Genomic DNA, 24,442 nt, shown 5'->3' with positions numbered 1-24,442 from the left:
CCAGGGAGAGATCCATGTTGCTCATTCAATGCCCCTGGTGCGGGCCGCGCGCCGAGTCCGAATTCTCATACGGCGGCGAAGCCGAGATCGTGCGTCCGCTCGACACCGAGAAGCTTACCGACAGGGAATGGGGCGAGTACCTGTTCATGCGCAAGAACACGCGTGGCCTGCACCGTGAACAGTGGAACCATGCGCAGGGATGCCGCCGCTGGTTCAATGCCGAGCGCGATACCGTGACGTACGCATTCAAGTCAGTCAGCAAGATCGGCGGTGCGAAAGAAGGAGAATCAGCATGACACAGCAGAACCGTTTGCCATCGGGCGGGCGCATCAATCGCGCTATTCCGCTGACGTTTACTTTCAACGGGCGGACCTATCAGGGCTTCCAGGGCGACACGCTGGCGTCTGCGCTGCTTGCCAACGACGTACATTTCGTTGCACGTAGTTTCAAGTATCACCGTCCGCGTGGCATCGTAACCGCGGGCGTTGAGGAGCCGAATGCGCTGGTGCAACTGGAGCGCGGCGCCCACACGATTCCGAATGCGCGTGCAACGGAAGTCGAGCTTTACCAGGGGCTCGACGCGACAAGTGTGAACGCGGAGCCGAGTCTGGAGCACGATCGCATGGCGATCAACCAGAAGTTCGCCCGGTTCATGCCGGCGGGCTTCTATTACAAGACCTTCATGTGGCCGCGCAGCTTCTGGCCGAAGTACGAGGAACGCATTCGCCATGCCGCGGGTCTGGGCAAGTCGCCGGAGGTGATCGATCCGGGCCGCTACGACAAGCGCTTTGCGCATTGTGACGTGCTGATCGTCGGTGCGGGTCCAGCGGGGCTGGCTGCGGCACGAACGGCAGGCGCGAGCGGTGCGCGGGTCATTCTGGTTGACGACCAGCCCGAACTGGGCGGAAGTCTGCTGTCCGGCACAGAAAAGATTGACGGCAAGCCGGCGGCCGACTGGGTACGCGCGATCGAGACTGAACTGGCAAAAATGCCAGAAGTGACGATTCTGAATCGCAGTACGGCGTTTGGCTACCAGGACCACAACCTCGTCACCGTGACGCAACGCCTGACCGATCATTTATCCGTGTCTACGCGTCGCGGCACGCGTGAACGGCTCTGGAAGATCCGCACGAAGAAGGTGATTCTCGCAACGGGTGCGCATGAGCGGCCGCTGGTATTCGGCAACAACGACCTGCCAGGCATCATGCTGGCGTCGGCGATCTCGACGTACCTCAACCGTTACAGCGTTTTGCCAGGCCGGCGTGCGGTGATCTTCACAAACAACGACGAAGGGTATCGCGCCGCGCTCGATCTCAAGATACACGGGGCAGACGTGACGGTTGTCGATCCTCGCGGCGCTAGCGCGGGTGCGCTGCCGCAACAGGCAGCGCGCAGCGGGGTCGCCATCGTCAACAACGCCGTTGTGATCGACGCAGACGGCAAGGAGCGCGTGCGCAACGTCACCGTTGCCCGCTATGCACAGGGACGCGTGGGGCAACGCATTGCGACTCTCGGCTGTGACCTGGTGGGCATGTCGGGTGGCTGGAATCCGGTGTTGCACCTCTTTGCGCAGTCGGGCGGCAAGGCACTCTGGAACGACGACAAGGCGTGCTTCATTCCGGGCGCGGGTGTGCAGGAGGAATGCAGCGTCGGCGCGGCGCGTGGCGCGTTCCAGTTGCCCGAGGCGCTCGGTGACGGTATCGCGACGGGGCGGGCCGCGGCGCAGGCCGCGGGGTTGGCGAATCCTGCCGTGCACCAATGGCAGGTGAAGCCGTCGAATGAACAACCACTGTTGCCGCTGTGGCTGGTTGCAAATCTCGATGAAGCATCGCGCGGTCCCAAGCGGTTCGTTGATTTCCAGAACGACGTGTCGGCCTCTGACATCCTGCTCGCTGCACGCGAGGGCTATCACTCCGTCGAGCACGTCAAACGCTACACGGCGATGGGTTTCGGCACTGATCAGGGCAAGCTTGGCAACATCAACGGGATGGCGATCCTCGCCCAGGCACTGGGCAAGACGATTCCCGAGACGGGCACGACGACGTTCCGGCCCAACTACACACCGGTGACATTCGGCACGATCGCGGGGCGTGAACTGGGTGACTTTCTGGATCCGGTTCGCAAGACCTGTATCCATCCATGGCACGAAGCGCATGGTGCCCAATTCGAAGACGTCGGCAACTGGAAGCGGCCGTGGTATTACCCGAAAAACGGCGAGAACCTGCACGCGACGGTAGCGCGCGAATGCCTCGCGGTACGCAACAGCGTCGGCATTCTGGATGCGTCGACGCTGGGCAAGATCGACATTCAGGGCCCGGATGCAGCGACGCTGCTCAACTGGCTGTACACGAATCCATGGAGCAAGCTGGAAGTCGGAAAGTGCCGCTATGGACTGATGCTCGACGAGAACGGCATGGTCTTCGATGATGGTGTGACGGTGCGCCTTGGCGAACAGCACTACATGATGACCACGACCACGGGTGGCGCCGCGCGTGTGCTGAACTGGATGGAGCGCTGGCTGCAGACGGAATGGCCGCATCTGAACGTCCACCTGAGCTCCGTGACAGATCACTGGGCGACCTTCGCGGTCGTCGGGCCGAACAGCCGCGAGGTGTTGCAGAAGGTATGTAAGGACATCGACTTCGCGAACGCGGCATTCCCGTTCATGACGTATCGCAACGGCACCGTTGCCAGCGCCTCCGCACGGGTCATGCGAATCAGCTTCTCGGGCGAGCTGGCGTACGAAGTCAACGTGCCCGCGAACTTCGGGCGTGGTGTGTGGGAAGCGCTGATGAGCGCGGGACGGGAGTTCGATATCACGCCTTATGGCACCGAAACCATGCACGTTCTGCGTGCAGAGAAGGGCTACATCATCGTCGGCCAGGACACGGACGGATCGGTCACGCCGTTTGATCTCGGCATGGGTGGCATGGTCGCGAAGAAGGACTGCCTCGGCAAGCGCTCGCTGTCGCGCTCGGATACACAGGGTGCGGGACGCAAGCAGCTCGTTGGGCTGAAGCCGGTGGACCCCCGCGTCACGCTGACCGAAGGCGCACAGATCGTAACGACACCTGCGACACAAGGCATCACGCCGATGATCGGCCATGTAACGTCGAGCTATATGAGCCCGATCCTGAAACGGTCGATTGCGCTGGCAGTTGTCAAAGGCGGTCTCGACAGGATGGGGCAACGGGTCTTTGTGTCGATGTCCGCCACGCGCTGTGTCGAGGCCGAGGTGTGCAGTCCTGTTTTTTACGATCCGGAAGGGGTACGTCAGCATGTTGAATGATCTGGTTCAGGAGTCGCCGCTCGTCGGCATCGAAGGGCGGATTGCCGCTGCATCGGGCGGCATATCTAAGCGTTTTCGGTTCACCGAGCGACCGTTCGTGACGCTTCTCACGGTGCGCGGCAACGGTACCGCGTTTGATGTGGCCGTGCAAGGTGTGCTGGGCGTGGCGTTGCCGAAGCAATCCGGTGATCGCGTGACTGCAGGTGAACGGGCGGTGTGGTGGATGGGGCCGGACGAGTGGCTGATCCAGTCTACCCAGGATATGGCGGCTGAGCTCGAACGCGCCTTGCGTGAAGCGCTTGACGGACAACACTACGCGGTCGTGGACGTCAGCAGCGGTTACACCGTAATCGACATTTCGGGTACCCATGTGCGAGAGGTGCTGGCGAGCGGCAGCCCGCTCGATCTGCATCGACGCGTGTTCGTTGACGGGCAATGCGCGAGCACCCATTTCTTCAAGGCCGGCATCACGCTGTGCCGTGACGGGGATGACCGGTTCCAGGTCATCGTGCGGCGCAGCTTTGCCGAGTACTGCTGCCTGATGCTGCTCGATGCGGCGCAGCCGTATCTTGCATAGCGCGCGCCGGCTGCTTCCCGTCATACATAGGAGATCGTTCGATGAAACATCCGGAAGCAGGACCAACGGTCGAATGGGATGTCGTGATTGACCAGTTGCGGGCGCAGACGCGAATCGGGATCCACAATCACGAACGCGTAGCGCAGCCGGTGGTAATTGATGCGGTACTCCATTGTCGAAGTCAGGCCCTACCGGAGGAGATCGCTGAGTGCCTCGATTACGACGCGTTCTGCCGGATTGTGTGCGCTTACCTCGACGTGCAGACACACACGGACCTGGTCGAGCAACTCGCCGCCGATCTGCTGGCGTTGGCGTTCGACCGCTTCGTGATGCTCGACGACGCCACGCTCACGCTCTACAAACCGCACGCGGTGCGTTCGGCGGCGCAGGTGGGCGTGCGGCTGCGCTGGAGTCGTCACGACTATCTGCGCCGGCGTGCCCACCTCGCTGCCGCACACGTCGCCGAAGCCACGCACGCCTGACACATGCCAAATACGGAGTCGCCATGACTGAAACCACTACGAAGCGCACGGATCGGGCGCCACAGTTCGCGCTGACCGTCACCTGTCCCAGCGCACCCGGGCAGGTCGCTGCGCTGGTGCGATTTCTCGATGAGCGCGGATGCTATATCGACGAGTTCGATGTATTCGACGATGAATTCACTGCCCGTTTCTTCGTGCGGTGCATTTTTCATGCGGCATCGATGCAGCGGCTGGACGTTGCGTCGATGCGTGAAGAAATTGCGAATGTTGCTAACCGGTTCGACATGGCGTGGAAGATCCACGACATGTCAGCGAAACCCAGGGTACTGATCCTGGTGTCGAAGCTCGACCATTGCCTGGCCGACCTGCTGTTCCGCTGGCGCATGGACGAACTGAAGATGGACATCGTCGGGGTAGCCTCGAATCATCCGGATCTCGAACCTGTCGCGGCTGCGAACGGCATCCCGTTCCACCATCTACCGCTGACGGCCGACACGAAGCCGCAACAGGAGGCGCAGGTACTGGCCGTGGTAGAGCAGACCGGTGCTGAACTTGTCGTCCTCGCACGTTACATGCAGGTGTTGTCCGCCGGGCTGAGCGCATCCCTCGCCGGGCGCGCTATCAACATTCATCACTCGTTCCTGCCCGGATTCAAGGGCGCGAAGCCTTATCACCAGGCGCATGCGCGCGGGGTGAAGCTGATCGGCGCGACAGCGCATTTCGTGACCGATGATCTCGACGAAGGGCCAATCATCGAACAGGTCGTGGAACGCGTCACTCACGCGTATGGCCCTGACCGACTACTCGCGACCGGACGTGATATGGAGTGCCTCGCGCTTGCGCGCGCCGTCAAGCTTTTTATCGAGAACCGAATCTTTATCAACGGTAACAGAACCGTCGTACTTCAGTAGCAACTCGCCGGTGAAGCGGACTCAAGAGCCGCAGCCGAAAACGCAGCAATCTTATGATTCATGTTTGGAGACAGCAAATGAGTACCAGGAAAGCGGTTTCAGGGCGGCAGGCGGCAGCTGGCGTCATGGCACAGGTCGGCATGCCATCCCCGTATGCTTCGGGCAATGGTCAGGCCGCGCCAGTGCCAGACGGGCGTCTGCTTAAGCGTGCGGCGATGGCCAGTTTCATCGGCAATTTTGTCGAATGGTTCGACTACGCGTCCTATGGCTATCTCGCGACCATCATTGCCGTCGTCTTTTTCCCCAAGACCGACGCAGCGACGGGCCTCCTTGCCGCTTACGCCGTATTTGCGATCTCGTTCATCGTCCGTCCGATCGGCGGGATCGTCTGGGGGCACTTCGGTGACAAGATCGGGCGTCGGACAGCGCTCTCGCTGTCGATCCTGATAATGTCGGCTTCGACCTTCGTGATCGCGTTCCTGCCAACCTATGCACAGGTTGGCGTCATGGCACCGATCCTTCTGCTGCTGGTTCGCCTGATCCAGGGATTTTCGGCCTCCGGTGAGTATGCGGGGGCGTCCGCTTTTCTGGCCGAATATGCGCCGGAGGGCAAGCGGGGCGTCTATACCAGCATCGTGCCGGCCAGCACGGCAGCGGGTCTGCTGTTTGGTTCGATCTTCGTCGCGGTGCTGCACGCTGTGCTCACCACTGAGCAGATCCAGTCTTTCGGCTGGCGCCTGCCGTTCCTGCTCGCGGCGCCGTTCGGACTGATCGGGCGCTACATCCGGGTGCGCCTGGAAGATACGCCCAAGTTCAAGGCGCTTGAGATCTCCCACCACGTCGCCCGTGCGCCGGTCACGGAGTTGTTGACAGTCCATCGCGGCAAGATGCTGATCGCGTTTGGGGTCACGTGCCTGAACGCGGTGGCGTTCTATCTAGTGCTGAGCTACATGCCCACCTACCTCTCGACCGAGATGGGTATGGGTGAAACGGCATCGTTCATTGCGGCCACGATTTCCCTTGCCGCCTATATCGGTTTTATCTTCATCATGGGGGCGCTGTCGGACCGAGTCGGTCGTAAGACGATGCTGATCGGTGCTTCGGTGCTGTTCGCCCTGTTGACGGTGCCTTTGTTCAAGGGACTCGTCGGCGCCAGTTTCATGACGATCGTGCTGATTCAGATCGCGTTCGGCGCGCTGCTGACGATGAACGACGGTACGCTACCGTGTTTTCTGTCAGAGATCTTTCCGACGCGCGTGCGCTACAGCGGCTTTGCGTTCTGTTTCAATGCAGCAAACGCGTTGTTCGGCGGTACGGCACCGTTCGTCGCGACCTGGTTGATCCATGCGACCGGCAGCAAACTAGCCCCGGCGTGGTACATGGTAGGTGCGGCAGGCGTTGCCTTGATAGCCATGCTCGCTAGTCGGGAGACATCGCGCGGGCCGCTCGCCGACTGAGTACCACATGGCCGGTGCTAAACCGCGCTCGCCTCGATCGGTTCAGGACGGCCCGATCGGGGCAAGCACGACGGTCGCGTGGCTGCAGCAGGGAGGCGGCAGAATTCCGGAGATATCCGATCGCTCATGGGTGATCCGATGAAGGCTCCGAACCCGGCGCTGATCAAGAAATTGAAGGGCTTGACTGAAACGCGCCCCACCCGCGTTTCCGAAGGACCCGCCCGGGGTTTCTTGCGGGCGCGACGGACCCTGGCGACAGGGGGGGAAACCCTAGGTTGCGATCTGCCTGATGATGTTAAGATATCAGATATCTAACGTTAAATCAGCATGTCAATGGGTACGATTCTGGAAAGATCGGAATGTGATGTACTGGTCGTCGGGGCCGGCATTGCCGGCCTGGTGGCGGCTGTTCAGGCGGCCGAACGGGGAATGAAAACCATCGTCGCCTGCAAGGGGAAGATTGCCGGCGGCGCCAGCTATTTTCCCGGGAAGGCGAGTCTCGGCATCCAGGTGACCAAGGGGGCGAGCGACTACGAACTGTTCAAAGACGACATAGGGCAGGTTGCGAAAGAGATGAACGATCCGAAGATCGTTGACGCCTACCTGACCGATTCTCCGCGCAAGATCGGCCTGCTTAACAGGATCGGTTTTCGTCCATGGTTGCGCGGCGACAATCGGCCCGCATGTTTTGCCCGGCACCCGCGCGACATCTTCATGATCAGCGATTGGCAAGAAGCCTCGCGCAATGCTCGCGCGATCATCGGAAGTAGCAAACACATCGTCCCGTTTGAGCGCTCGAGCCTGATCAGGATCCTGACCGACCATGGGCGGATTGTCGGGGCCGTGATCGAGCGCGACGGCGAGTATCTGCTGATTCGCTGCAAGGCGATGGTGCTCGCGACAGGGGGCCTCGCGAGTCTGTATCAGCATAATCTCTATCCAAACCATCTCTATGGCGGCGGCCATGCTGCGGCGCTCGAAGCCGGCTGTCAGCTGGTCAACATGGAATATATCCAGTTCATTCCCGGGCTGGTCGCGCCTAAAAACAAGGTGCTATTCGGCGAGCACACCCTGAAGTACTGCACCGGCATGGTCGACCGGGAGGGGAACGACCTGTTCGCCGACTTGTCTCGCTCGGCGAGCGAGGCGTTGTTCGTCGAACGCAGCGCGTATGCACCGTTCAGTTGCGACTACGCATCGCAGATTTTCGACATACGGATGATGGAGGCGATTCGCGCCGGCTCCGACGGTGTGCGTCTGACATTCGGCGCAAATCTGTACGAAGACCGTTCCGAGTTCTATGCCATCTACCTCGACTGGCTGAAGCGCGAGAGGGGAATCGACATGTGTGCGGACGAGATATGTGTCGCGCCCTTTGCGCACAGTTGTAATGGCGGCATTCGCATCGACGAACACGGCGAAACCGCCGTGGCAGGTTTGTTCGCGGTGGGAGAGGTGTCTTCGGCGATTGAAGGGGCGAACCGCCTGGGCGGCAACTCGGTGGGCGGTGCGCTGGTGTTCGCCGATCGTGCGATCGAAAGGGCGGCGCAGTATCGGGATTTGCACGAGAGCAGCGTCTCGTTCGACGAGATGGCGCATGACTTCCAGTCATGGTGTGCAAGATTCGCGGACATCAAATCGACGCGCACGGCCACAGAGGTGCTCAAAACAGTCAGGCAACTCCTCTGGATCAATGCAAATGTCCTCAGGGAGCATGGGTCGTTGTCCGACGCGCTAGCACGACTCGACGAGTTGGAAACCGCCTATAGTCCGCTCGTTCACGGCTTCGACGCGTACCACGCGCTGGTCGTCGCGAAAGTCCTGCTGCTCGCGATGCTGGGGCGCACGGAAAGCCGGGGCGCGCATTTTCGTGCCGATTATCCCAGTGCCGATCCACGCGCGTACCGGCAGATCGTAGCGCGCAGCGCCGGCGTTCTCGAGATTCACCGCGATTATCAGTACAACCCCCAGTAGGGCGTTTTCGGCTTCCGGCAAGGTAGCGGCGATCTTCATGCTCCATCACGAAAAAACTGTTGCCGCCCGGAAATCTGTGGTGTTAAGATCAGATATCAGATATCCAACATGGTGTACGAAGTAGACGGCGGCAAGGTACTTGCCGCCGTCTGACAGCCACCCCCGGAGTGCCGGAACATGAATATAGAAGTACTCAAAGGCAAGCTCATCGTGTCGTGCCAACCGGTCACACACGGTCCAATGGATCGGCTTGAGATGATCGTCGCGATGGCGCGTGCTGCCGTGGCAGGCGGCGCAAGCGGACTTCGTATCGAGGGTGTTGAAAACGTGCGCGCAGTATCCGCAGTCGTGGATGTCCCCATTATCGGCATCGTTAAACGGGATCTGGCAGAAACGCCCGTACGCATCACGCCGTTCGAAAAGGACGTCCGCGCATTGGCCGACGCCGGCGCGCAGATCATCGCCGTCGATGCAACGGACCGGCCGCGTCCTGTCGCAGTGGCTGCGTTGCTGAGCGCGATCCATCAGGCGGGTTGCTTCGCGATGGCGGACTGTGCGACGGAGATTGATGGCTTGAGTGCGGCGTCCCTCGGGTTTGAGATGGTGGGGACGACATTGTCCGGCTATACGCAGGAAACCTTGACCGCTTCGGACAAGCCGGATTACGCGTTGATGTCGGCGTGGAGTCGGCAAGGACTTTGCGTGGTGGCGGAAGGACGTCTGAAGACGGCACGCGACGCCGCGCTCGCGCTGCACGCGGGCGCGTTTACCGTGACGGTGGGATCAGCCATTACGCGCGTCGAGCACATCACGGAATGGTTCGTGCAGGCGATGAGCGCCCCCGCGGGAGAACTGCAGTGATTCTGGCATTCGACATCGGCGGGACAAAGCTCGCGGCCGCGATGGTCGAAGAGGGGCGGGTGGTGACACGTCGGCAGGTTGCGATGCCGCAGCATATCGAGTGCTTCAGCCGCGCGATAGATGAACTCATTGCGGACATGCCGGTGCCCGAGCGGATCGCTGTGGCATCGACCGGCTTCATCCGGAACGGCCACACTCACGCGGTCAACCAGAACATCATTAGTTTCTGGAATGGCTTCGCGTTGCACGCGTTTCTGGCTGCGCGGTTTGCCTGTCCGATCGTGATGCTTAACGATGCGCAGGCCGCCGCGTGGGCAGAGTATCTTGCCTGCGATGCGCCGATTGGCAACCTGCTGTATCTGACGCTGTCGACCGGCGTGGGCGGGGGGCTCGTCGTCAATCATCAATTGCGAGTCGGCAGCACCGGGCTCGCGGGGCATATCGGACACGCTACGCTCTGCACGCTTCCTGTCGATGGCCGGATGACCTGCGGGTGCGGACGCACAGGCTGCCTCGAAACGATAGCGTCCGGAACAGCCATCGCGCGTCAGGCGTCGTTCGTATTCGGTGAGTCGATCGACAGTCGCGAGGTGTTTGCGCGTGCGGTATCCGATAGCAGGGCAGAGCGGATTCTGGTCAACGCGGCACACGCGGTTGCCGAGGCGATTGCCAACTGTGTGATGCTGCTGGACGTGGAATGCGCGGTGATCGGGGGAAGCGTCGGACTTGCGCCAGGGATGGTCGAGCGTATCAGGTCGGCGTTGCAGGCGGAGTCCGGCCTGACGCAGATTCCTGTGACGAAGGCGGTTCTTGGGGCGGATTCAGGATTGATCGGCGCAGCCCGGTGGGCGGCTGGTGATGATCCGTCGAAGGAACGCCCTGCGGGGAGCGCCGCGCATCACCCAACGATTCACTAGAGACCGGCACCCGTTCGGTATCGTAGGCACACCAAGCCTTCTGCCTGAACACAACGAAGGAGACAGAAATGAAGTTTCAGAATAGCGCGCAGGTTGTCGCCGCATTCGTGATTGCCGCAAGTACGATGCTGGGTGCCGCCGAGGCGGGCGCAAGCACGTTCACAGGTGCGTTCGATACCGGCCCCGCTGGCGCGCCGCAACAATTCAATCCGCTCACAGCAACGGCGGGTTACAGTTGGTTCAACAAGTACTTTGGCACGCTGGTGCTCTATAACGTCGAGATGAACAAGATCGGTGGCGATCTGGCCAGCGACTGGACGATTGCACCCGACGGCAAGAAAATCACCTTCCACCTGCGCCACGACGTGAAATGGCACGACGGTCAGAAGTTCACCGCGAAAGACGTCAAGTTCACCCTGGATCTGCTGAAAAACCCCGATCTGCCCAATCAGTTCTGGGCGCGCCTGTCGGACATCCAGAGCGTCGACGCGCCGGACGACAATACGGTTGTGCTGACGCTCAGCAAGCCCAACATCGCCTTGCTCGACGCACTGACCAACGTGATGATCGTTCCCGAGCATTCGCTCGCCAGTATTCCCGTCAAGGATCTGCGCACGGCCGCCTGGTGGAAGACGCAACCGGTCGGCACCGGACCCTACAAGTGGGGCAAATACGTGCCGGATCAGTATGTCGAACTCGATGCAAATCCGGCGTTCTACCGCGGCCGGCCGAAGATCGACACGCTCATTAACCGTTATTTCAAGGACGATGGCGCTGCCGTGCTCGCACTTCAGTCGGGCGACATCCAGTACAGCTATATGTCGCTTGCGCAGGTGCGCAATACGAAGTCGGACAAGTTCCGGACGATTGCCGGGCCGTCGCGGGTGATGAATTACATCGGGTTAAATTTCGGCGACGCACGCTTCAAGGATGTCCGGATCCGCCAGGCCCTGCTGATGGCGATCGACCGCGCGGGATTGATCAAAACGCTCTACGCCGGACAGGCCAAGGTCGCGAACTGCGTGCTGACAGATCCGCAATATGTGCCGACGAACCTCAACCCTTACGCCTATAGCCCGGACGCCGCGAAGCAGTTGCTGGCTCAGGCAGGCTGGGACAAGATCAAGGGCGCACCGATTGAACTGCTGACGTACTACACCGATCCGGTATCGAAGAACGCGATGGCGGTGATCCAGGCCATGCTCGGCGCGGTCGGCGTCAACGTGCAGCCGCGTTTCGTCGACGCGCCGACCTATGGCGAACTGGTGCGGGCGGGCAAGTTTGCGATGGTGTTTGCCGGCACGACCAACGGTCCGGATCCGGATGTACTGAGCAGCGTGCTGAAGTCGGAATATGCGCCGCCGCGCGGCTACAACCTGATGCACGTCAATATGCCGGAACTGGATACCCTGCTTGACCAGGGGCGTACGGAAACCGACGTCGCCAGGCGCCCCGCCATCTACCAGAACGTTTGTCGCTATACCAACGCCAACCTGCCGTGGCTCCCGATGCTGGAAGCCAACCGCTTTGCCGGCGTGTCCAATCAGGTGCAGGACTTCGTATGGACGTCGGCCCCTGGCGGCGGACGCTATATGGAGCATGCCGAACGCTGGTCGATCAAATGACGCAAGGACGGTCGCCTTTGCGCGATCTGTCCAATCGTCGCTCGTGTGAGTGTTAAACATGACTAACTATCTGATCAAACGGTTCCTGCTCAACATTCCGATCCTGCTCGCGGTGCTCGTCGTTGTCTTTGTGTTTGTCCGTCTGGCCCCGGGCGACCCGGTTGACGCGTTCGCACCACCCGGACACGACATCTCGGCTGTGCAGAAGCAGGCGCTGCGCCACGAGCTGGGACTCGACCGCCCCCCTTACGTCCAGTTCTACTACTGGGTGAAAGAGGTGACGAAGGGCAATCTCGGGTACCGCTACAAGGATGGTTCGCCGGTTGCTCGCGAGATCGAGCGACGCGTCCCGGCGACGTTGCTGCTCACCGGAACCGGGATCGGCATCGGCGTTGTGCTGGGCGTTCTGCTGGGTCTTGTCAGTGCGCATATGAAAGATAGCGTCGTCGACCACGCGTTGTCGTTGCTCGCCTACGTCGGCGTCAGCGGACCGGTCTTCCTGCTCGGCATTCTCGCGCTCTACTTCCTGTCGATGACGCTTGGCTGGTTCCCGACGGGCGGCTATGCGACACCGGGCAACGGAAGCGTCGCGGACATCCTGTGGCACCTGATCCTGCCGGCCTCGGTGCTATCGATCCAGTATGTGGCGACCCTGATGCGTTACACGCGAGCCAGCCTGCTTGAAGTGATGACGCAGGACTATATCCGCACCGGCCGCGCGAAGGGATTGAGCCGTTCGCAGGTGCTGACGCGGCACGCGTTTCGCAATGCACTGATTCCGATTGTGACGGTCATCGGTGCGAACTTCGCGAACATCATCGGCGGCGCCGTGTTTCTCGAGACGATCTTTTCGTGGCCGGGCATGGGGACGTTGCTGCTGGACGGTATTGCGGCGCGCGACTATCCGTTGATCATGGGGATCACGCTGTGGATCGCGATCGCCGTGCTGATCGTCAACCTTCTGACGGACGTCGTGTATGCGTTCATCGACCCGCGCATTTCGCTTGGTTGAGCGGCTTAGTGCAATGAATGCCGGGAGCGAAGCGAAAGATGCCCGCGGCACGCCGTGTAAGCCGCGCTGGCTACGGATGAACACGCCTGGAGCAGCATTGAAGGAGAGTTTTGAATGCAACAGAACATTGCCATTGCGCACGTCGCTTCAACGGGTGAGCGTCGCATGAAGTCGCCCGTTCTGCGCCGCTTTATGCGAAACAGGCTTGCGGTCTTCGGTCTGAGCGTGTTCGGTCTCGTGGTGCTGCTGTGCATCCTTGGGCCGATCGCGAGCCATTTCGGGCCGAACACGATCGATCTGAACGCGGTGTCGCTGCCGCCCTCGGCCACACACTGGTTCGGCACCGATGAAACCGGGCGTGACATGTTTGCGCGCACGCTCTCGGCCGGCCAGGTATCACTCACGGTCGGGGTGCTGAGCGCGCTGCTGTCGGTCGTGATCGGCCTGCTGTTCGGCGGAATCGCCGGCTACTTCGGCGGCCGCATCGACACGCTGATCATGCGTCTGGTCGACGTCGTCATGATCTTCCCGACCACCATCGTGTTGCTGACGCTCGCGTCCGTACTCGGACCGGGAACCGGCAAGACCGTCGTGATCATCGGCGTGCTCACCTCACCGCTCGCGGTGCGTCTCGTGAGGGCACGCATTCTGACCGTGCGCGAGCTTGATTTCGTGTCGGCGGCGCGCCTGATGGGCGCGGGCAACGCGTACATCATCGTGCGCCACTGCCTGCCCAATACGACCGACGTCATCGTCGCGTTCGCGAGTCTGAACTTCGTGTCGGCCATCATGATGGAAGCGGGTCTGAGCTTTCTCGGCCTTGGCGTGCAGATGCCCTTCGCGAGCTGGGGCAGCCTGCTGAGCCTGACGACCGACGCGTCGATGATGCAAGCCTATCCGTGGATGTGGCTGCCCGCAGGGATTCTTATCGTTGTGACGGCGCTTGCCGCCAACTTTTTCGGCGACGGACTTCGTGCCGCCTTTGATCCAAAGTCAATCAGGAATTAAACGCAAAATGAATCAGCTTTCCTTGCACGGAATCGTGCCTCCGGTTGTTACGCCGCTTACCGAAGATATGCAGATCGATGCACCGTCGCTGCGTCGCGTCGTGCGCCATCTGATCGATGGTGGCGTGCATGGCCTGTTCATCCTCGGGTCGTCCAGTGAAGTCGTGTTTCTCGATCCGGCGCGCCGCGCAGATGTGATCCGGATCGCGGTCGACGAGGCCGCCGGCCGCGTGCCGGTGATCGCAGGCGTGATCGATACCACTACCGACCGCTGCGTCCAGCACGCGAAGCAGGCCCATGAACTTGGCGTGGACGGTCTGGTGCTGACCGCGCCGTTCTACGCCCGCACGTCGCAGACGGAAATCATTGATCATTTCTGCTATGTCCGCGATGCGGTCGATCTGCCGCTGATCGCCTATGACATTCCAGTTTGCGTGAACATCAAACTGGAACGCGACACGCTGCATGCGTTGTACGAGCGCAAGGCCATCGTCGCCCTCAAGGACAGCAGCGGCGACGACGGCAACATGCGCATGGTGATGCGCGACTTCGCCAGTCATCCCGACTTTGCCGTGCTCACCGGTTCCGAAATCACGGTTGACTATGCGATGCTCGGCGGCGCGCACGGCGCGGTGCCCGGACTCGCGAACGTGGACCCGGCGGGTTATGTGCGCCTGTATGAAGCCGCCAGGAAGGGTGACTGGGTTGCCGCGCGTGCCGAGCAGCAACGCCTGATCGAACTCTTCGAGATCGTGTTTCAGGCATATCCGGACGTGAGTCGCAACGCATCGGGTGTCGGCGCCTTCAAGACCGCGATGCAGATGATGGGCATCATCGCGCATCGTCACATGAATCGTCCAAACGCCGTCCTGTCCGATGTGCACGCTGCCAAGGTGCGTGCGATCGTGGAAAAGAGCGGACTGCTGCAGGCAGGTTGACATGAGCAACGACGCCATCGCTCTCGACGTGAAGCAACTGTCCGCGCGGTTCGCTTCACCCATCGGCCAGATTCACGCCGTGACGGACGTCACCTTGCAGGTGCGGCGCGGTGAGACGTTGGCGCTCGTCGGCGAATCCGGGAGTGGCAAATCGGTCACGTCACTCTCGCTGATGCGTCTGCTCGACAGTCGCGCGCAGCTCTCGGGTCAGGCGTGGGTGCATGCGGACAACGCGCCCGCGGTCGATCTGCTTGCGCTCAGCGAGAAGCAGATGCTGCAGATGCGCGGCAACAGGATCTCGATGGTTTTCCAGGAGCCGATGACGTCGCTTAATCCGGTCCAGCGCATCGGCCGGCAGGTGGAGGAGGCGCTGACGATTCATGGCGCGGGCAAGCGCGGCGATACGCGGGCACGCGCAATTGAATTGCTGGGCAAGGTAGGCATTTCGGATCCGGCCTCGCGCGCGCGGCAGTATCCGCATCAGTTGTCAGGTGGCATGCGCCAGCGTGTGATGATTGCGATCGCGCTTGCCTGTGAGCCCACGGTGCTGCTCGCGGATGAGCCCACCACGGCGCTCGACGTCACGATCCAGGCGCAGATCCTGCACCTGCTGCGCAAGCTGCAGCGTGAGGAGGGAATGGCGGTCGTGTTCATCACGCATGACATGGGCGTGGTCGCGCAGATTGCGGATCGTGTCGCGGTGATGTACGGCGGCCAGATCGTCGAGACAGCGCCGACGGCCGAACTGTTCGCCGCTCCGAAGCATCCCTACACCAGAGCACTGCTGGACTCGATTCCGCGCCCGTCGGAAGGGGGCGTCCTGCGTGGCATTCCCGGGCAGATCGAAGCGATTGTCGGCGCGCCGAGGGGATGCCGTTTCGCCAATCGCTGCCCGCTGGCCGAAGCGCGTTGCAGTGTCGAGGTGCCGGTGGAATCGCACGTTAACGCTATCCATAGCGTGCGCTGTCATTTCTGGCAAAGGGATGATGAAGGGATGAAAAAGGGATGAACGACATGAAGGCAGATGACAAGGGCGCCGTACCGCCCATTCTCTCGTTCGACCGTGTTTGCCGCGAGTTTCCCGTCGAACAGGGGTTCCTGCAGCCGCAGAAGATTCTGCATGCATTGACCGATGTGTCGTTCGATGTGCGGCCCGGTGAGATCATCGGTATCGTGGGCGAATCGGGCAGCGGCAAGTCGACGCTGGGCCGGATCGCGCTCGGCATGATGCCGCCCACGAGCGGCTCGGTGCGCTACCGGGGGCAAAATCTCGCGGAACTGCGCGGCAGGAATCTGCGCCAGGTTCGCCGCGATCTGCAGATGGTTTTTCAGGATCCGAATGCAAGCCTCAATGGCCGCATGTCGATCGAGCAGAGTCTGCTTGAACCGTTGACGCTGCACAAGCTCGGCTCGCGCACCGAGCAGCGTGCCACCATTGCGAAGCTGCTGGACGTGGTCGGTCTGCCGGGTTCGGTGTTGCAACGTTATCCGCACGAACTATCGGGTGGTCAGAAGCAGCGCGTCGTCATCGCCCGCGCGTTGACGCTCGAACCGAAAGTGCTGGTCGCCGACGAAGCCGTCGCGGCGCTCGATGTGTCGGTCAAGGCCCAGATCGTCAATCTGCTGCTCGATCTGCGCAAATCGCTGGATCTCGCGATCCTGTTCGTGTCGCACGATCTGCCGATCGTGCAGGGCCTGTGCGACCGTGTGCTGGTGCTGTATCTGGGACGCGTGATGGAACTGTCGAGCCGGGCGGGCATTCAGGATGGCGGTTTGCATCCGTACACGCAGGCGCTGACACGCAGTTCGCCGGTGCCCGATCCGGCACGCAGACTCGCCGCGGAAGATCTGCTCAAGGGCGAGGTGCCGAGTCCGTTGAACCCGCCGTCGGGGTGCGTGTTCCATACGCGCTGTCCGCGTGCGATGCCGCAATGTTCAGGCGCGGTGCCACCGCTCGTGAAGATGCCGGGCCATCATGATGTCGCGTGCCTGCTCTATGGCACGGAAGAGGCTGCGACAGTTGCCGCGCCACTGACGCCGGCATAGCCCTGATCGCCACACGTCCCTTCGAAAGGTCACAGTCAATCCATGTCCTCCAGGCATCTTCTTGACCCCGCCTATCAGTTGCTGGCCGACACAACGTTGCTGCCGCTGACGCACGATACGTTGCATAGCCGGCGCGTGCTGGCTGTGCAACTGGCGGCGCAGAGATCGCAGACCGCTTCGCGCGAGCTGGATGCCGTGCGGGTCGCCGAGCGATTCGTGCGTGGACCGACCGGCGCGCCGTACGTCCGCGTGCTGGTGTACACACCGGCTGTCGACGCGGGTTTGCCACCCGTGCTGGTTCATATGCATGGCGGCGGGCTGGTCATGGGAACACCGGAAGCCGCGGACCTGCGCAACCGGCGCCTTGCTGTGGACGTCGGCTGCGTCGTTGTGTCAGTCGACTATCGGTTGGCGCCGGAAACACGGTTCTCTGGTGCAGTGGAGGATTGCTACGCGGCGTTGAAGTGGGTCGATGGCAACGCCGATTCGATCGGGGTGGACCGTACAAGGATCGCGGTGGGCGGGGAGAGTGCGGGCGGAGGCCTCGCGGCTGCGCTCGCGTTGCTCGCCCGGGACCGTAACGAGATCCCGGTGCAGTTCCAGTTGCTTACTTATCCCATGCTTGACGACCGGACGGGCTCGACCGTCGATGCGCATCCGTACGCTGGCGAATTCGTCTGGTCCAGCGCTTCGAATCGCTTTGGATGGTCTGCCGCGCTTGGTTACGAGCCCGGCATAAACAGGATGTCCATGTACTTGCCGCCCGCGCGGGCCGAAAGCCTTGCTGGTCTGCCTGCTGCATTTATTGCGGTCGGCACCCTCGATCTGTTCGTTGAAGAAAATCTGGCCTACGCGAACCGCCTCATTGCCGCAGGCGTGCCGACCGAACTGCATGTTTATCCAGGCGCGCCCCATGGGTTCGATGCGGTCGACGCAGCGGATGCGGCGAAACACTGCTGGCAGGCATCGACGGCGGCCTTATGCCGTGCGTTGGGCCGCTAGAAGTGGTGAGCGTCCCTGCACGGCAAAAAACCGTCCTATCCGGAGTTCCAATGGACATCCCATGGCAGAGCATCAAGCCCGACGCCGCCAGCGTGACGCCGCTGTACATCCAGATGGCCCGCAAGCTGGCAACCGCGATTCTTGGCGGGACGTGGTCGATCGGTGAGGCGTTGCCATCCGAGCGGATGCTGGCGGATGCACTGGGTGTGTCGCGGATCACGTCGCGCAAGGCGATGGCGCTGCTGGTCGAGCAGGGGTTGATCAGGCGGGCTCAGGGTGCGAGGACGTTTATTGCGCCGCGCATCGACGATCCACTGTCCAGTCCGCTCACGCTGGCGACGATGAAGCACCGGCACGGCGCCACCGGTGAGCTGCGCTGGGTGTCCCGGGCGATTCGCGAAGCCGATGGTGACGAGATGATCCAGTTGGGGCTTTCACCTGGCGCCGAGGTCGCCCATATACAGCGGCTGCAGGTTGCGGGCAGCATCGTGATGGCGCTGGAAAGTTCGACGTTTCCCGCCACCGTGATGCCCGATCCGAATGCCATCGGCGACTCACCGTACGCGTTTCTCGTGCAACGCGGCACGCCTGTCGTGCGCGCGCTGCAGCAGTTCTGTGCGGTCAATGCGCCGCCCCTGGTTGCCAGGCATATGGGACTGGAAGCTGGCACAGCGCTTATGCGGATCGTACGAATTGGCTACACGGCGGAGCGGCGTGCGATCGAACTGACCCATATGTATTGCCGAAGCGACGCCTACGACCTGGTGGCTGAAGTGTGCCACCAGCCTGTAACGAATGAGATATGACATGCTGAGCGGAAACATTCTGTCGACCGATGGCTGGATTCACGGTCGTCTGCACATGCACGATGGACGTATCGTGGCGCTGGAGGGCAATCACGCCGATCCGTCGAGCAACGATGACCCGTACATTCTGCCAGGCTTCCTTGACCTCCACGTACACGGCGGCGGTGGCGCCGACGTGATGGAGGGCGCCGCGGCCGTGGCCACCATGACGCGTTTGCACGCGCGTCATGGCACCACCGGTCTACTGGCTACGACGATGACGGCGCCTCACGACGAACTGGTTCGCGTGCTCGGGGAACTCGGGGCGATTGCCCACACCCGGGCCCCTGGTGGCGCACGCGTGCTGGGCGTTCACCTCGAAGGCCCCTACATCAATCCGAACCGGCTCGGCGCCCAGCCGGATGCCGCCGTCGTCGCGGTGCTCGATGAGGTGCTCGCTTACCTGGAACTCGCGCCGGTGCGCATCGTGACGCTCGCGCCGGAGGTTGCAGGGCATATGGAGATCATCAGCCAGCTTGCGGCGCGCGGCGTACGGGTGCAGCTCGGCCACACAATCGGCACGTATGACGATGGCGTGAAGGCTCTCAAGCATGGTGCAGGCGGTTTTACGCATCTGTTCAATGCAATGTCGCCTCTGCATCATCGCGATCCGGGCATGGTTGGGGCGGCGCTGGCGCACGCCGACTATGCGGAGATCATTCCCGATTTGCTGCATGTGCATCCCGGCGCGATTCACGCGGCTGTGCGGGCCATTCCTGGTCTCTACGCCGTCACGGACAGCACGGCCGCGGCCGGTATGCCCGACGGCGAATACCGGCTCGGCAGCCAGTACGTGACGAAGTGCCTGGGCGGTGTACGTCTCGCGGATGGCACGCTTGCAGGCAGCACGCTGACGATGGACCAGGCGTTACGCAACCTGGTGTCGATCGGATTACCACTCGCCGAGGTATCCAACCATTTATCCCGCCACGCGGCCGACTATCTCGGCCTGACCGATCGCGGGCGCATCGAGCGCGGTGCGTGGGCCGATCTGGTCGTGTTCGATCGCGCGTTGGCGCTTACTGCAACTTATGTCGAAGGAGAGTTGATTGTCGAAAATGCTCAATGAAGCGCTGGCTTCGCCGACTGTTGTCGCCGCGCAACTGGCGAACACATCGCTTGTCAGGGCGCTGGCGGACATGCTCGCGGCGCGCGCAGGTAACGTCGCACTGACCGTGGCGCGTGGCAGTTCCGATCACGCGGCGAGCTATTTCGCGTCGCTGGCGATGAGCCGGCTCGGCGTGCCGGTCGCGTCGCTGCCAATGTCGGTCGCGACGTTGCAGCACGCGCCGCTGCGGGTTCAGGGGCAGCTTGCGGTGGCCTTCTCGCAGTCAGGCCGCAGTCCGGATCTGGTCGGCACGATGGAGGTGTTGCGCAAGGCAGGGGCTTTGACGGTGTCTGCCGTGAACGCGCCAGACTCCCCGTTGGCGGATGCCTGTGAATGGAACCTGCCGCTGCTCGCCGGTCCCGAACTGAGTGTGGCTGCCACCAAGAGCTATGTCGCGATGCTCGCGGTCTCCGCGCAACTGGTTGCGTTCTGGCAGCGCGACAGCGCGTTGATCGATGCGCTGGCAAGTTTGCCCGCTGCCCTGCAGACAGCCTGCGAACTCGACTGGTCGGCGGCGATTCCGGAATTGCGTGCGGCAGAGCGGATGATCGTCATTGGTCGTGGCCCGGGTCTCGCGATCGCGCAGGAAGCGGCGTTGAAACTCAAGGAGACCTCGAGCATCCAGGCTGAGGCGTTTTCCAGCGCTGAAGTGAGACACGGCCCAATGGAGCTGATCGACCGCGACTATCCACTGCTTGTGTTCGCACCGCGTGGGCCTGAGCAGGCGAGCCTGCTGCAGCTTGCACGCGACATGCGCACGCGTGGTGCGCGCGTGTTGCTGGCCGCTCCGCCGGAGGTCGCCGAGGCCACGCTGCCGCTGGCGACAACGGCGCACGAGAGCCTCGATCCGATCGCCGCGATCCTGTCGTTCTATGTAATGGCCGCGGGGCTTGCTGCCGCGCGTGGACGCAATCCGGATACGCCGCGTCATCTGAACAAGGTCACCGAAACTCACTAGCCATTGTTTTGACAAACCGCGCCGATGAGTTGGGCCGCGCGGCATGCGAACAATGCAGATGCTGTTGGCGTACTTCTGATCGCGAATGTTCAACGGCGATCAGATGAACGTTGTCGTGGTTGGAACCCCGGTATCGGCAGGCAGTGATACGCGTGCGCGATATCGGGCGCAGTTCGCAGTGCAAGTAATCAATCCGCAGGAAAAACAGGGGAAGACAATGAGGATGAAAGCAGTCTTACAGACGGTTGGTGGCTCGATTGCACTGGCTGTTGCGTTGAACGTGTGCGCCCAACCGGGCACTGCTAGTGCGCCCGCATCGGGCGCTGTGGCTTCGTCGAACGCGAAGGAGGTCAAGGCGGCCAACAAAAAGCTGCGCCGCGACGTATTGCGCGCGCTGGCGAAAACGCCCGGCTTGAGCAACGAGCGCATCTCGGTGCGGGTGTCAGGAAGCGCAGTGACATTGAGCGGTTCGGTCCCTGCGGTCGATCAGATACAGAAGGCGGGTGACGCCGTTCAACAGGTACCAGGTATAACCGCGGTCAGCAACAAGATCACGGCGCGGGCCTACAACTGACCTTGTGAGGCGGGGTACGCAGATCAGCTTCTGCTGTGCCTCGCCGCATGACTACGCAGGGGTTGAGAAAGCCGGCGCGATTGCGCAGGCCGTAGCGGGCGTCAAGTCCGTCGACAACAAGGTCGGCGTGTCGATTCCACGCTGATCCAGGCATCAGGCGGGCGCTACCGCTCGGTGCGCGCCCGCTTCCTGCGTCAGTTTTCTTCTTCGAACCAGCAGGTCCCCGCGCGAGCCAGCATTGCGCTCGATGCAGCGGGACCCCACGAGCCGGACACATAGGGCCTGGGCGGCTTGTTCCGAATGGACCATTCGTTGAGAATCGGCTCGACCCATCGCCACGCGGCTTCCTGTTCGTCTCGACGCACGAACAGCGCTAGTATTCTGTCCCAGAAATAACTTTGCATACCCGAGCCACTTTCCGGAGAATGGAATCGGCTGTCGCGGTCCAGACGAAAGCCCGCTTGTGCTCGTTGTATTGCTCGATGTAACGCTCGATGTCGGCAATGAGTTGGCGCACGTTCCTGAACGACCCTCGACGGATCGCCTGCTGCGTAATCAGGCCAAACCAGCGTTCAACCTGATTGAGCCAGCTCGAGTAGGTCGGCGTGAAATGCATGTGGTAGCGCGTGTGCCTGGCCAGCCATGCCTTGACCTTCGGATGCTTGTGTGTCGCATAGTTATCGACAATCAGATGCACATCGAGATTGGCCGGCACCGCCAGGTCAATATGCCTGAGAAACGCCAGAAATTCCTGATGCCGGTGGCGCGGCTTGCATTGCGCAATGACTTCCCCTGTTGCAGTGTTGAGCGCAGCGAACAGGGTCGTGGTGCCATGCCGGACGTAATCATGCGTCACCCCTTCGAGATAGCCTAACCCCATCGGCAACATCGGCTGCGTACGCTCCAGCGCCTGGCACTGGCTCTTCTCGTCCACGCACAGCACCAGGGCATTGATCGGTGGGCTCAGGTACAGCCCGACAATATCGCGCACCTTCTCGACGAAGTACGGATCGGTAGACAGTTTGAAGCTCTTTGAACGATGGGGCTGCACACCGAACAGCGATAGATATCGGGCCACCGAACTCTTTGAAATCCCTGTCTGCGCAGCAGCGGAACGCACGCTCCAGTGCGTCGCCCCGTTCGGCTTCTCATGCAGTACCCTGGCGAGCAGTTCCGCTACCACCTCATCGTCATGTGTGCGCGGGCGGCCCGGGCGGGCTTCATCATGCAGGCCGGCAAGCCCGTGCGCGACAAACCGCTTCTTCCAGTGTGTGATCGCCGGTGGCGTCACTTCGCACTGCATCGCAATTTCCTGGCTCGTATGGCCATCAGCCGCCATCAAAACAATCTTTGCACGACGGACCAGAGAATGAGGCAGCGAACGTGAGCGGCTCATTGACAGCAATTGCTCTCGTTCCAGTTCCGACACCACAACCTCGATTCCCTTGCGTCCCATGGTCGCCTCCTGTTCTCCCGGATTTGATCATAGAACAATCGAAATTTACGACAAGTTATTTCTGGGACAGAATACTAGACGGCCGTGAATCACATCAATCAGCAGACGTTGATATGCGTCCATGCGATCGGGAGCGAAGAACCGGTCGAAATCGATGTTCAGGTGAACGGGTTGTAGCGTCATGCCGTCGCCAGGACGTTTGGCCAGACAGTAAAGCCGGATTTCCTCATTGGGTTGCAGCCGGATGACGAGCCGATTGGAACCTGGACGAATCGAATCGGGCCCGAGCGCCGAATGGGGAACCGCCCGGAACGTGATGACGATTTCCGCGACGCGGTCGGCAAGCCGTTTGCCGGTTCTGAGGAAAAACGGCACGCCCGCCCAACGCCAGTTCTCCACCTCGACCTGCAACGCAATGAACGTCTCCGTCATGCTTCCCTGAGGAATGCCAGCCTCTTCAGCGTAGGCTGGTACCGGCGAACTGCGGATCACGCCGCGGTTGTACTGGCCGCGTACGGCGATACTGTCGACGTCGTTGACCGGCACGGGCTTGAGAGCCCGCAGCACCCGCAGCTTTTCGTCCCGCACGGCATCCGCATCCATCGAGTGCGGCGGCTCCATGGCGATGATCGACAGGAGTTGCAGTAAATGATTCTGGACCATGTCGCGCAGTGCACCGATGCCGTCGTAAAACTGCCCACGACCCTCGACGCCAAGTTCTTCAGCGATCGTAATCTGGACGTTTTCTACCCACTCACGGCGCCATAGCGGCTCGAACAGCGTGTTACCAAAGCGTAGCGCGAGCAGGTTCTGCACGGACTCCTTGCCGAGGTAGTGATCGATCCGGTAGATCTGGTCCTCGGCAAAAATTTCGCCGACCTGGTTATTGATCTGCCGCGACGAGCGCGAATCGTAACCGAGCGGCTTTTCGAGGACGATGCGGGCTTTCCTGTTCAAGCCGACTGCGGCAAGTGCCCGGCAGATTGGCACGAACAAAGCGGGCCCGGTTGCCAGGTAGAAAATGGTCTGGCCGCTCTGTTCGCCCAGCGCGTCACACAATGCGGGAAAATCCTTCGCTTGCGAGAAATCGAGCCGGACGTACTCGACGCGTTCCACAAACCTTTGCCATGCGGCCGCTTCGAAGCGCTCGTGCGCAACATGGTTGCGAACGCAGTCGTCGAGCCAGTCGATCAACTGCGGCCGGACGTCGAACTTGCGGGCGACAATCAGAATGCGTAATCCCGACGGCAGCCTGCCGCACATTTCGGCGTCGTAGAGCGCAGGCAGAATCTTGCGCATCGCCAGATCACCCGTGCCCCCGAACAGGACAAACGAAGTGGCGTCGAGGTGAGGTGGGTTTTTCATGATCCTGAGTCAGCGGTGAAAGAGTGCAAACGAATGAC

The 24,442-nt window shown here is 61.6% G+C and carries 21 protein-coding genes and 2 pseudogenes; 20 read left to right on the top strand and 3 right to left on the bottom strand.

Annotation, left to right across the window (positions count from 1 at the left end; all coding sequences use genetic code 11):
- The first annotated feature begins 14 nt into the window (after nt 1–14).
- From ACUN0E_RS02755 to ACUN0E_RS02660, 20 genes are all read left to right on the top strand, one after another.
- Complete coding sequence (locus tag ACUN0E_RS02755; RefSeq protein ID WP_183804534.1) at nt 15–296, top strand: sarcosine oxidase subunit delta; 282 nt, start codon at nt 15–17, stop codon at nt 294–296.
- Nucleotides 293–3,289, top strand: coding sequence for a sarcosine oxidase subunit alpha family protein (locus ACUN0E_RS02750; RefSeq protein ID WP_445565557.1), 2,997 nt, complete (start codon nt 293–295; stop codon nt 3,287–3,289). The genes ACUN0E_RS02755 and ACUN0E_RS02750 overlap by 4 nt, the downstream gene beginning before the upstream one ends.
- Nucleotides 3,279–3,866, top strand: coding sequence for a sarcosine oxidase subunit gamma (locus ACUN0E_RS02745; protein ID WP_445565556.1), 588 nt, complete (start codon nt 3,279–3,281; stop codon nt 3,864–3,866). Before ACUN0E_RS02750 ends, ACUN0E_RS02745 begins: the two co-directional genes overlap by 11 nt.
- A gap of 41 nt (nt 3,867–3,907) precedes the next feature.
- Entirely contained in the window at nt 3,908–4,348 is a 441-nt protein-coding gene (locus ACUN0E_RS02740; protein ID WP_445565555.1) for a dihydroneopterin aldolase, read from the top strand.
- 23 nt (nt 4,349–4,371) lie between these two features.
- On the top strand, nt 4,372–5,259 hold the full coding sequence (gene purU, locus ACUN0E_RS02735) for a formyltetrahydrofolate deformylase (RefSeq protein WP_445565554.1): 888 nt from the start codon (nt 4,372–4,374) through the stop codon (nt 5,257–5,259).
- 77 nt (nt 5,260–5,336) lie between these two features.
- Complete coding sequence (locus ACUN0E_RS02730) at nt 5,337–6,716, top strand: MFS transporter (protein ID WP_445565553.1); 1,380 nt, start codon at nt 5,337–5,339, stop codon at nt 6,714–6,716.
- Nucleotides 6,717–7,049: 333 nt separating this feature from the next.
- Nucleotides 7,050–8,690, top strand: coding sequence for an FAD-dependent oxidoreductase (locus tag ACUN0E_RS02725; protein ID WP_445565552.1), 1,641 nt, complete (start codon nt 7,050–7,052; stop codon nt 8,688–8,690).
- Nucleotides 8,691–8,867: 177 nt separating this feature from the next.
- A complete protein-coding gene (locus tag ACUN0E_RS02720) occupies nt 8,868–9,551 on the top strand; it encodes an N-acetylmannosamine-6-phosphate 2-epimerase (protein ID WP_445565551.1) in 684 nt (227 codons plus the stop codon).
- On the top strand, nt 9,548–10,468 hold the full coding sequence (locus ACUN0E_RS02715; protein ID WP_445565550.1) for an ROK family protein: 921 nt from the start codon (nt 9,548–9,550) through the stop codon (nt 10,466–10,468). Before ACUN0E_RS02720 ends, ACUN0E_RS02715 begins: the two co-directional genes overlap by 4 nt.
- 68 nt (nt 10,469–10,536) lie before the next feature.
- Nucleotides 10,537–12,093: an ABC transporter substrate-binding protein gene (locus ACUN0E_RS02710; RefSeq protein ID WP_445565549.1), complete on the top strand. Its 1,557-nt coding sequence runs from the start codon at nt 10,537–10,539 to the stop codon at nt 12,091–12,093.
- 58 nt (nt 12,094–12,151) lie between these two features.
- Entirely contained in the window at nt 12,152–13,105 is a 954-nt protein-coding gene (locus ACUN0E_RS02705; RefSeq protein WP_445565548.1) for an ABC transporter permease, read from the top strand.
- 114 nt (nt 13,106–13,219) lie between these two features.
- On the top strand, nt 13,220–14,113 hold the full coding sequence (locus tag ACUN0E_RS02700) for an ABC transporter permease (protein ID WP_445565547.1): 894 nt from the start codon (nt 13,220–13,222) through the stop codon (nt 14,111–14,113).
- Between the two features lie 7 nt (nt 14,114–14,120).
- Nucleotides 14,121–15,050 (top strand): dihydrodipicolinate synthase family protein, encoded by a 930-nt coding sequence (locus ACUN0E_RS02695; protein WP_445565546.1) that lies wholly within the window; start codon nt 14,121–14,123, stop codon nt 15,048–15,050.
- Nucleotide 15,051: 1 nt separating this feature from the next.
- Nucleotides 15,052–16,059, top strand: a complete 1,008-nt coding sequence (locus ACUN0E_RS02690; protein WP_445565545.1) for an ABC transporter ATP-binding protein — start codon at nt 15,052–15,054, stop codon at nt 16,057–16,059.
- Nucleotides 16,056–17,096, top strand: coding sequence for an ABC transporter ATP-binding protein (locus tag ACUN0E_RS02685; RefSeq protein WP_445565544.1), 1,041 nt, complete (start codon nt 16,056–16,058; stop codon nt 17,094–17,096). The genes ACUN0E_RS02690 and ACUN0E_RS02685 overlap by 4 nt, the downstream gene beginning before the upstream one ends.
- Nucleotides 17,097–17,138: 42 nt before the next feature.
- Entirely contained in the window at nt 17,139–18,098 is a 960-nt protein-coding gene (locus tag ACUN0E_RS02680) for an alpha/beta hydrolase (RefSeq protein ID WP_445565543.1), read from the top strand.
- A 50-nt stretch (nt 18,099–18,148) separates the two neighbouring features.
- A complete protein-coding gene (locus tag ACUN0E_RS02675; protein ID WP_445565542.1) occupies nt 18,149–18,904 on the top strand; it encodes a GntR family transcriptional regulator in 756 nt (251 codons plus the stop codon).
- 1 nt (nt 18,905) lies between these two features.
- On the top strand, nt 18,906–20,012 hold the full coding sequence (gene nagA / locus ACUN0E_RS02670) for an N-acetylglucosamine-6-phosphate deacetylase (protein WP_445565541.1): 1,107 nt from the start codon (nt 18,906–18,908) through the stop codon (nt 20,010–20,012).
- Nucleotides 20,002–21,009 (top strand): SIS domain-containing protein, encoded by a 1,008-nt coding sequence (locus tag ACUN0E_RS02665; RefSeq protein ID WP_445570361.1) that lies wholly within the window; start codon nt 20,002–20,004, stop codon nt 21,007–21,009. Before nagA ends, ACUN0E_RS02665 begins: the two co-directional genes overlap by 11 nt.
- Before the next feature lie 223 nt (nt 21,010–21,232).
- Nucleotides 21,233–21,583 (top strand): BON domain-containing protein, encoded by a 351-nt coding sequence (locus ACUN0E_RS02660; RefSeq protein ID WP_445565540.1) that lies wholly within the window; start codon nt 21,233–21,235, stop codon nt 21,581–21,583.
- A 194-nt stretch (nt 21,584–21,777) separates the two neighbouring features.
- Here the strand turns inward: ACUN0E_RS02660 and ACUN0E_RS02655 are convergent.
- The 3 genes and pseudogenes from ACUN0E_RS02655 to zwf all read right to left on the bottom strand — a co-directional run.
- A pseudogene (locus tag ACUN0E_RS02655) lies at nt 21,778–21,960 on the bottom strand (glucose-6-phosphate dehydrogenase); the annotation flags it as partial.
- On the bottom strand, nt 21,957–23,039 hold the full coding sequence (locus tag ACUN0E_RS02650) for an IS630 family transposase (RefSeq protein ID WP_445565526.1): 1,083 nt from the start codon (nt 23,037–23,039) through the stop codon (nt 21,957–21,959). The pseudogene ACUN0E_RS02655 and the gene ACUN0E_RS02650, both read right to left, overlap by 4 nt.
- A gap of 54 nt (nt 23,040–23,093) precedes the next feature.
- Nucleotides 23,094–24,404 (bottom strand): annotated as a pseudogene (gene zwf / locus ACUN0E_RS02645) (glucose-6-phosphate dehydrogenase); the annotation flags it as partial.
- Nucleotides 24,405–24,442 lie beyond the last annotated feature (38 nt).

It is taken from the genome of Paraburkholderia sp. D1E (assembly GCF_052682275.1).
Note: the sequence above shows the minus strand (reverse complement) of the source record. Positions and strands in the feature narration are given on the sequence as shown.

Excerpts from the sequence above, each read along its gene's own strand:
- ACUN0E_RS02755 (WP_183804534.1), top strand. The coding sequence starts at position 15 with ATGTTGCTCATTCAATGCCCCTGGTGCGGGCCGCGCGCCGAGTCCGAA.
- ACUN0E_RS02750 (WP_445565557.1), top strand. The coding sequence starts at position 293 with ATGACACAGCAGAACCGTTTGCCATCGGGCGGGCGCATCAATCGCGCT.
- ACUN0E_RS02745 (WP_445565556.1), top strand. The coding sequence starts at position 3,279 with ATGTTGAATGATCTGGTTCAGGAGTCGCCGCTCGTCGGCATCGAAGGG.
- ACUN0E_RS02740 (WP_445565555.1), top strand. The coding sequence starts at position 3,908 with ATGAAACATCCGGAAGCAGGACCAACGGTCGAATGGGATGTCGTGATT.
- purU (WP_445565554.1), top strand. The coding sequence starts at position 4,372 with ATGACTGAAACCACTACGAAGCGCACGGATCGGGCGCCACAGTTCGCG.
- ACUN0E_RS02730 (WP_445565553.1), top strand. The coding sequence starts at position 5,337 with ATGAGTACCAGGAAAGCGGTTTCAGGGCGGCAGGCGGCAGCTGGCGTC.
- ACUN0E_RS02725 (WP_445565552.1), top strand. The coding sequence starts at position 7,050 with ATGGGTACGATTCTGGAAAGATCGGAATGTGATGTACTGGTCGTCGGG.
- ACUN0E_RS02720 (WP_445565551.1), top strand. The coding sequence starts at position 8,868 with ATGAATATAGAAGTACTCAAAGGCAAGCTCATCGTGTCGTGCCAACCG.
- ACUN0E_RS02710 (WP_445565549.1), top strand. The coding sequence starts at position 10,537 with ATGAAGTTTCAGAATAGCGCGCAGGTTGTCGCCGCATTCGTGATTGCC.
- ACUN0E_RS02705 (WP_445565548.1), top strand. The coding sequence starts at position 12,152 with ATGACTAACTATCTGATCAAACGGTTCCTGCTCAACATTCCGATCCTG.
- ACUN0E_RS02700 (WP_445565547.1), top strand. The coding sequence starts at position 13,220 with ATGCAACAGAACATTGCCATTGCGCACGTCGCTTCAACGGGTGAGCGT.
- ACUN0E_RS02695 (WP_445565546.1), top strand. The coding sequence starts at position 14,121 with ATGAATCAGCTTTCCTTGCACGGAATCGTGCCTCCGGTTGTTACGCCG.
- ACUN0E_RS02690 (WP_445565545.1), top strand. The coding sequence starts at position 15,052 with ATGAGCAACGACGCCATCGCTCTCGACGTGAAGCAACTGTCCGCGCGG.
- ACUN0E_RS02685 (WP_445565544.1), top strand. The coding sequence starts at position 16,056 with ATGAACGACATGAAGGCAGATGACAAGGGCGCCGTACCGCCCATTCTC.
- ACUN0E_RS02680 (WP_445565543.1), top strand. The coding sequence starts at position 17,139 with ATGTCCTCCAGGCATCTTCTTGACCCCGCCTATCAGTTGCTGGCCGAC.
- ACUN0E_RS02675 (WP_445565542.1), top strand. The coding sequence starts at position 18,149 with ATGGACATCCCATGGCAGAGCATCAAGCCCGACGCCGCCAGCGTGACG.
- nagA (WP_445565541.1), top strand. The coding sequence starts at position 18,906 with ATGCTGAGCGGAAACATTCTGTCGACCGATGGCTGGATTCACGGTCGT.
- ACUN0E_RS02665 (WP_445570361.1), top strand. The coding sequence starts at position 20,002 with ATGCTCAATGAAGCGCTGGCTTCGCCGACTGTTGTCGCCGCGCAACTG.
- ACUN0E_RS02660 (WP_445565540.1), top strand. The coding sequence starts at position 21,233 with ATGAAAGCAGTCTTACAGACGGTTGGTGGCTCGATTGCACTGGCTGTT.
- ACUN0E_RS02650 (WP_445565526.1), bottom strand. The coding sequence starts at position 23,039 with ATGGGACGCAAGGGAATCGAGGTTGTGGTGTCGGAACTGGAACGAGAG.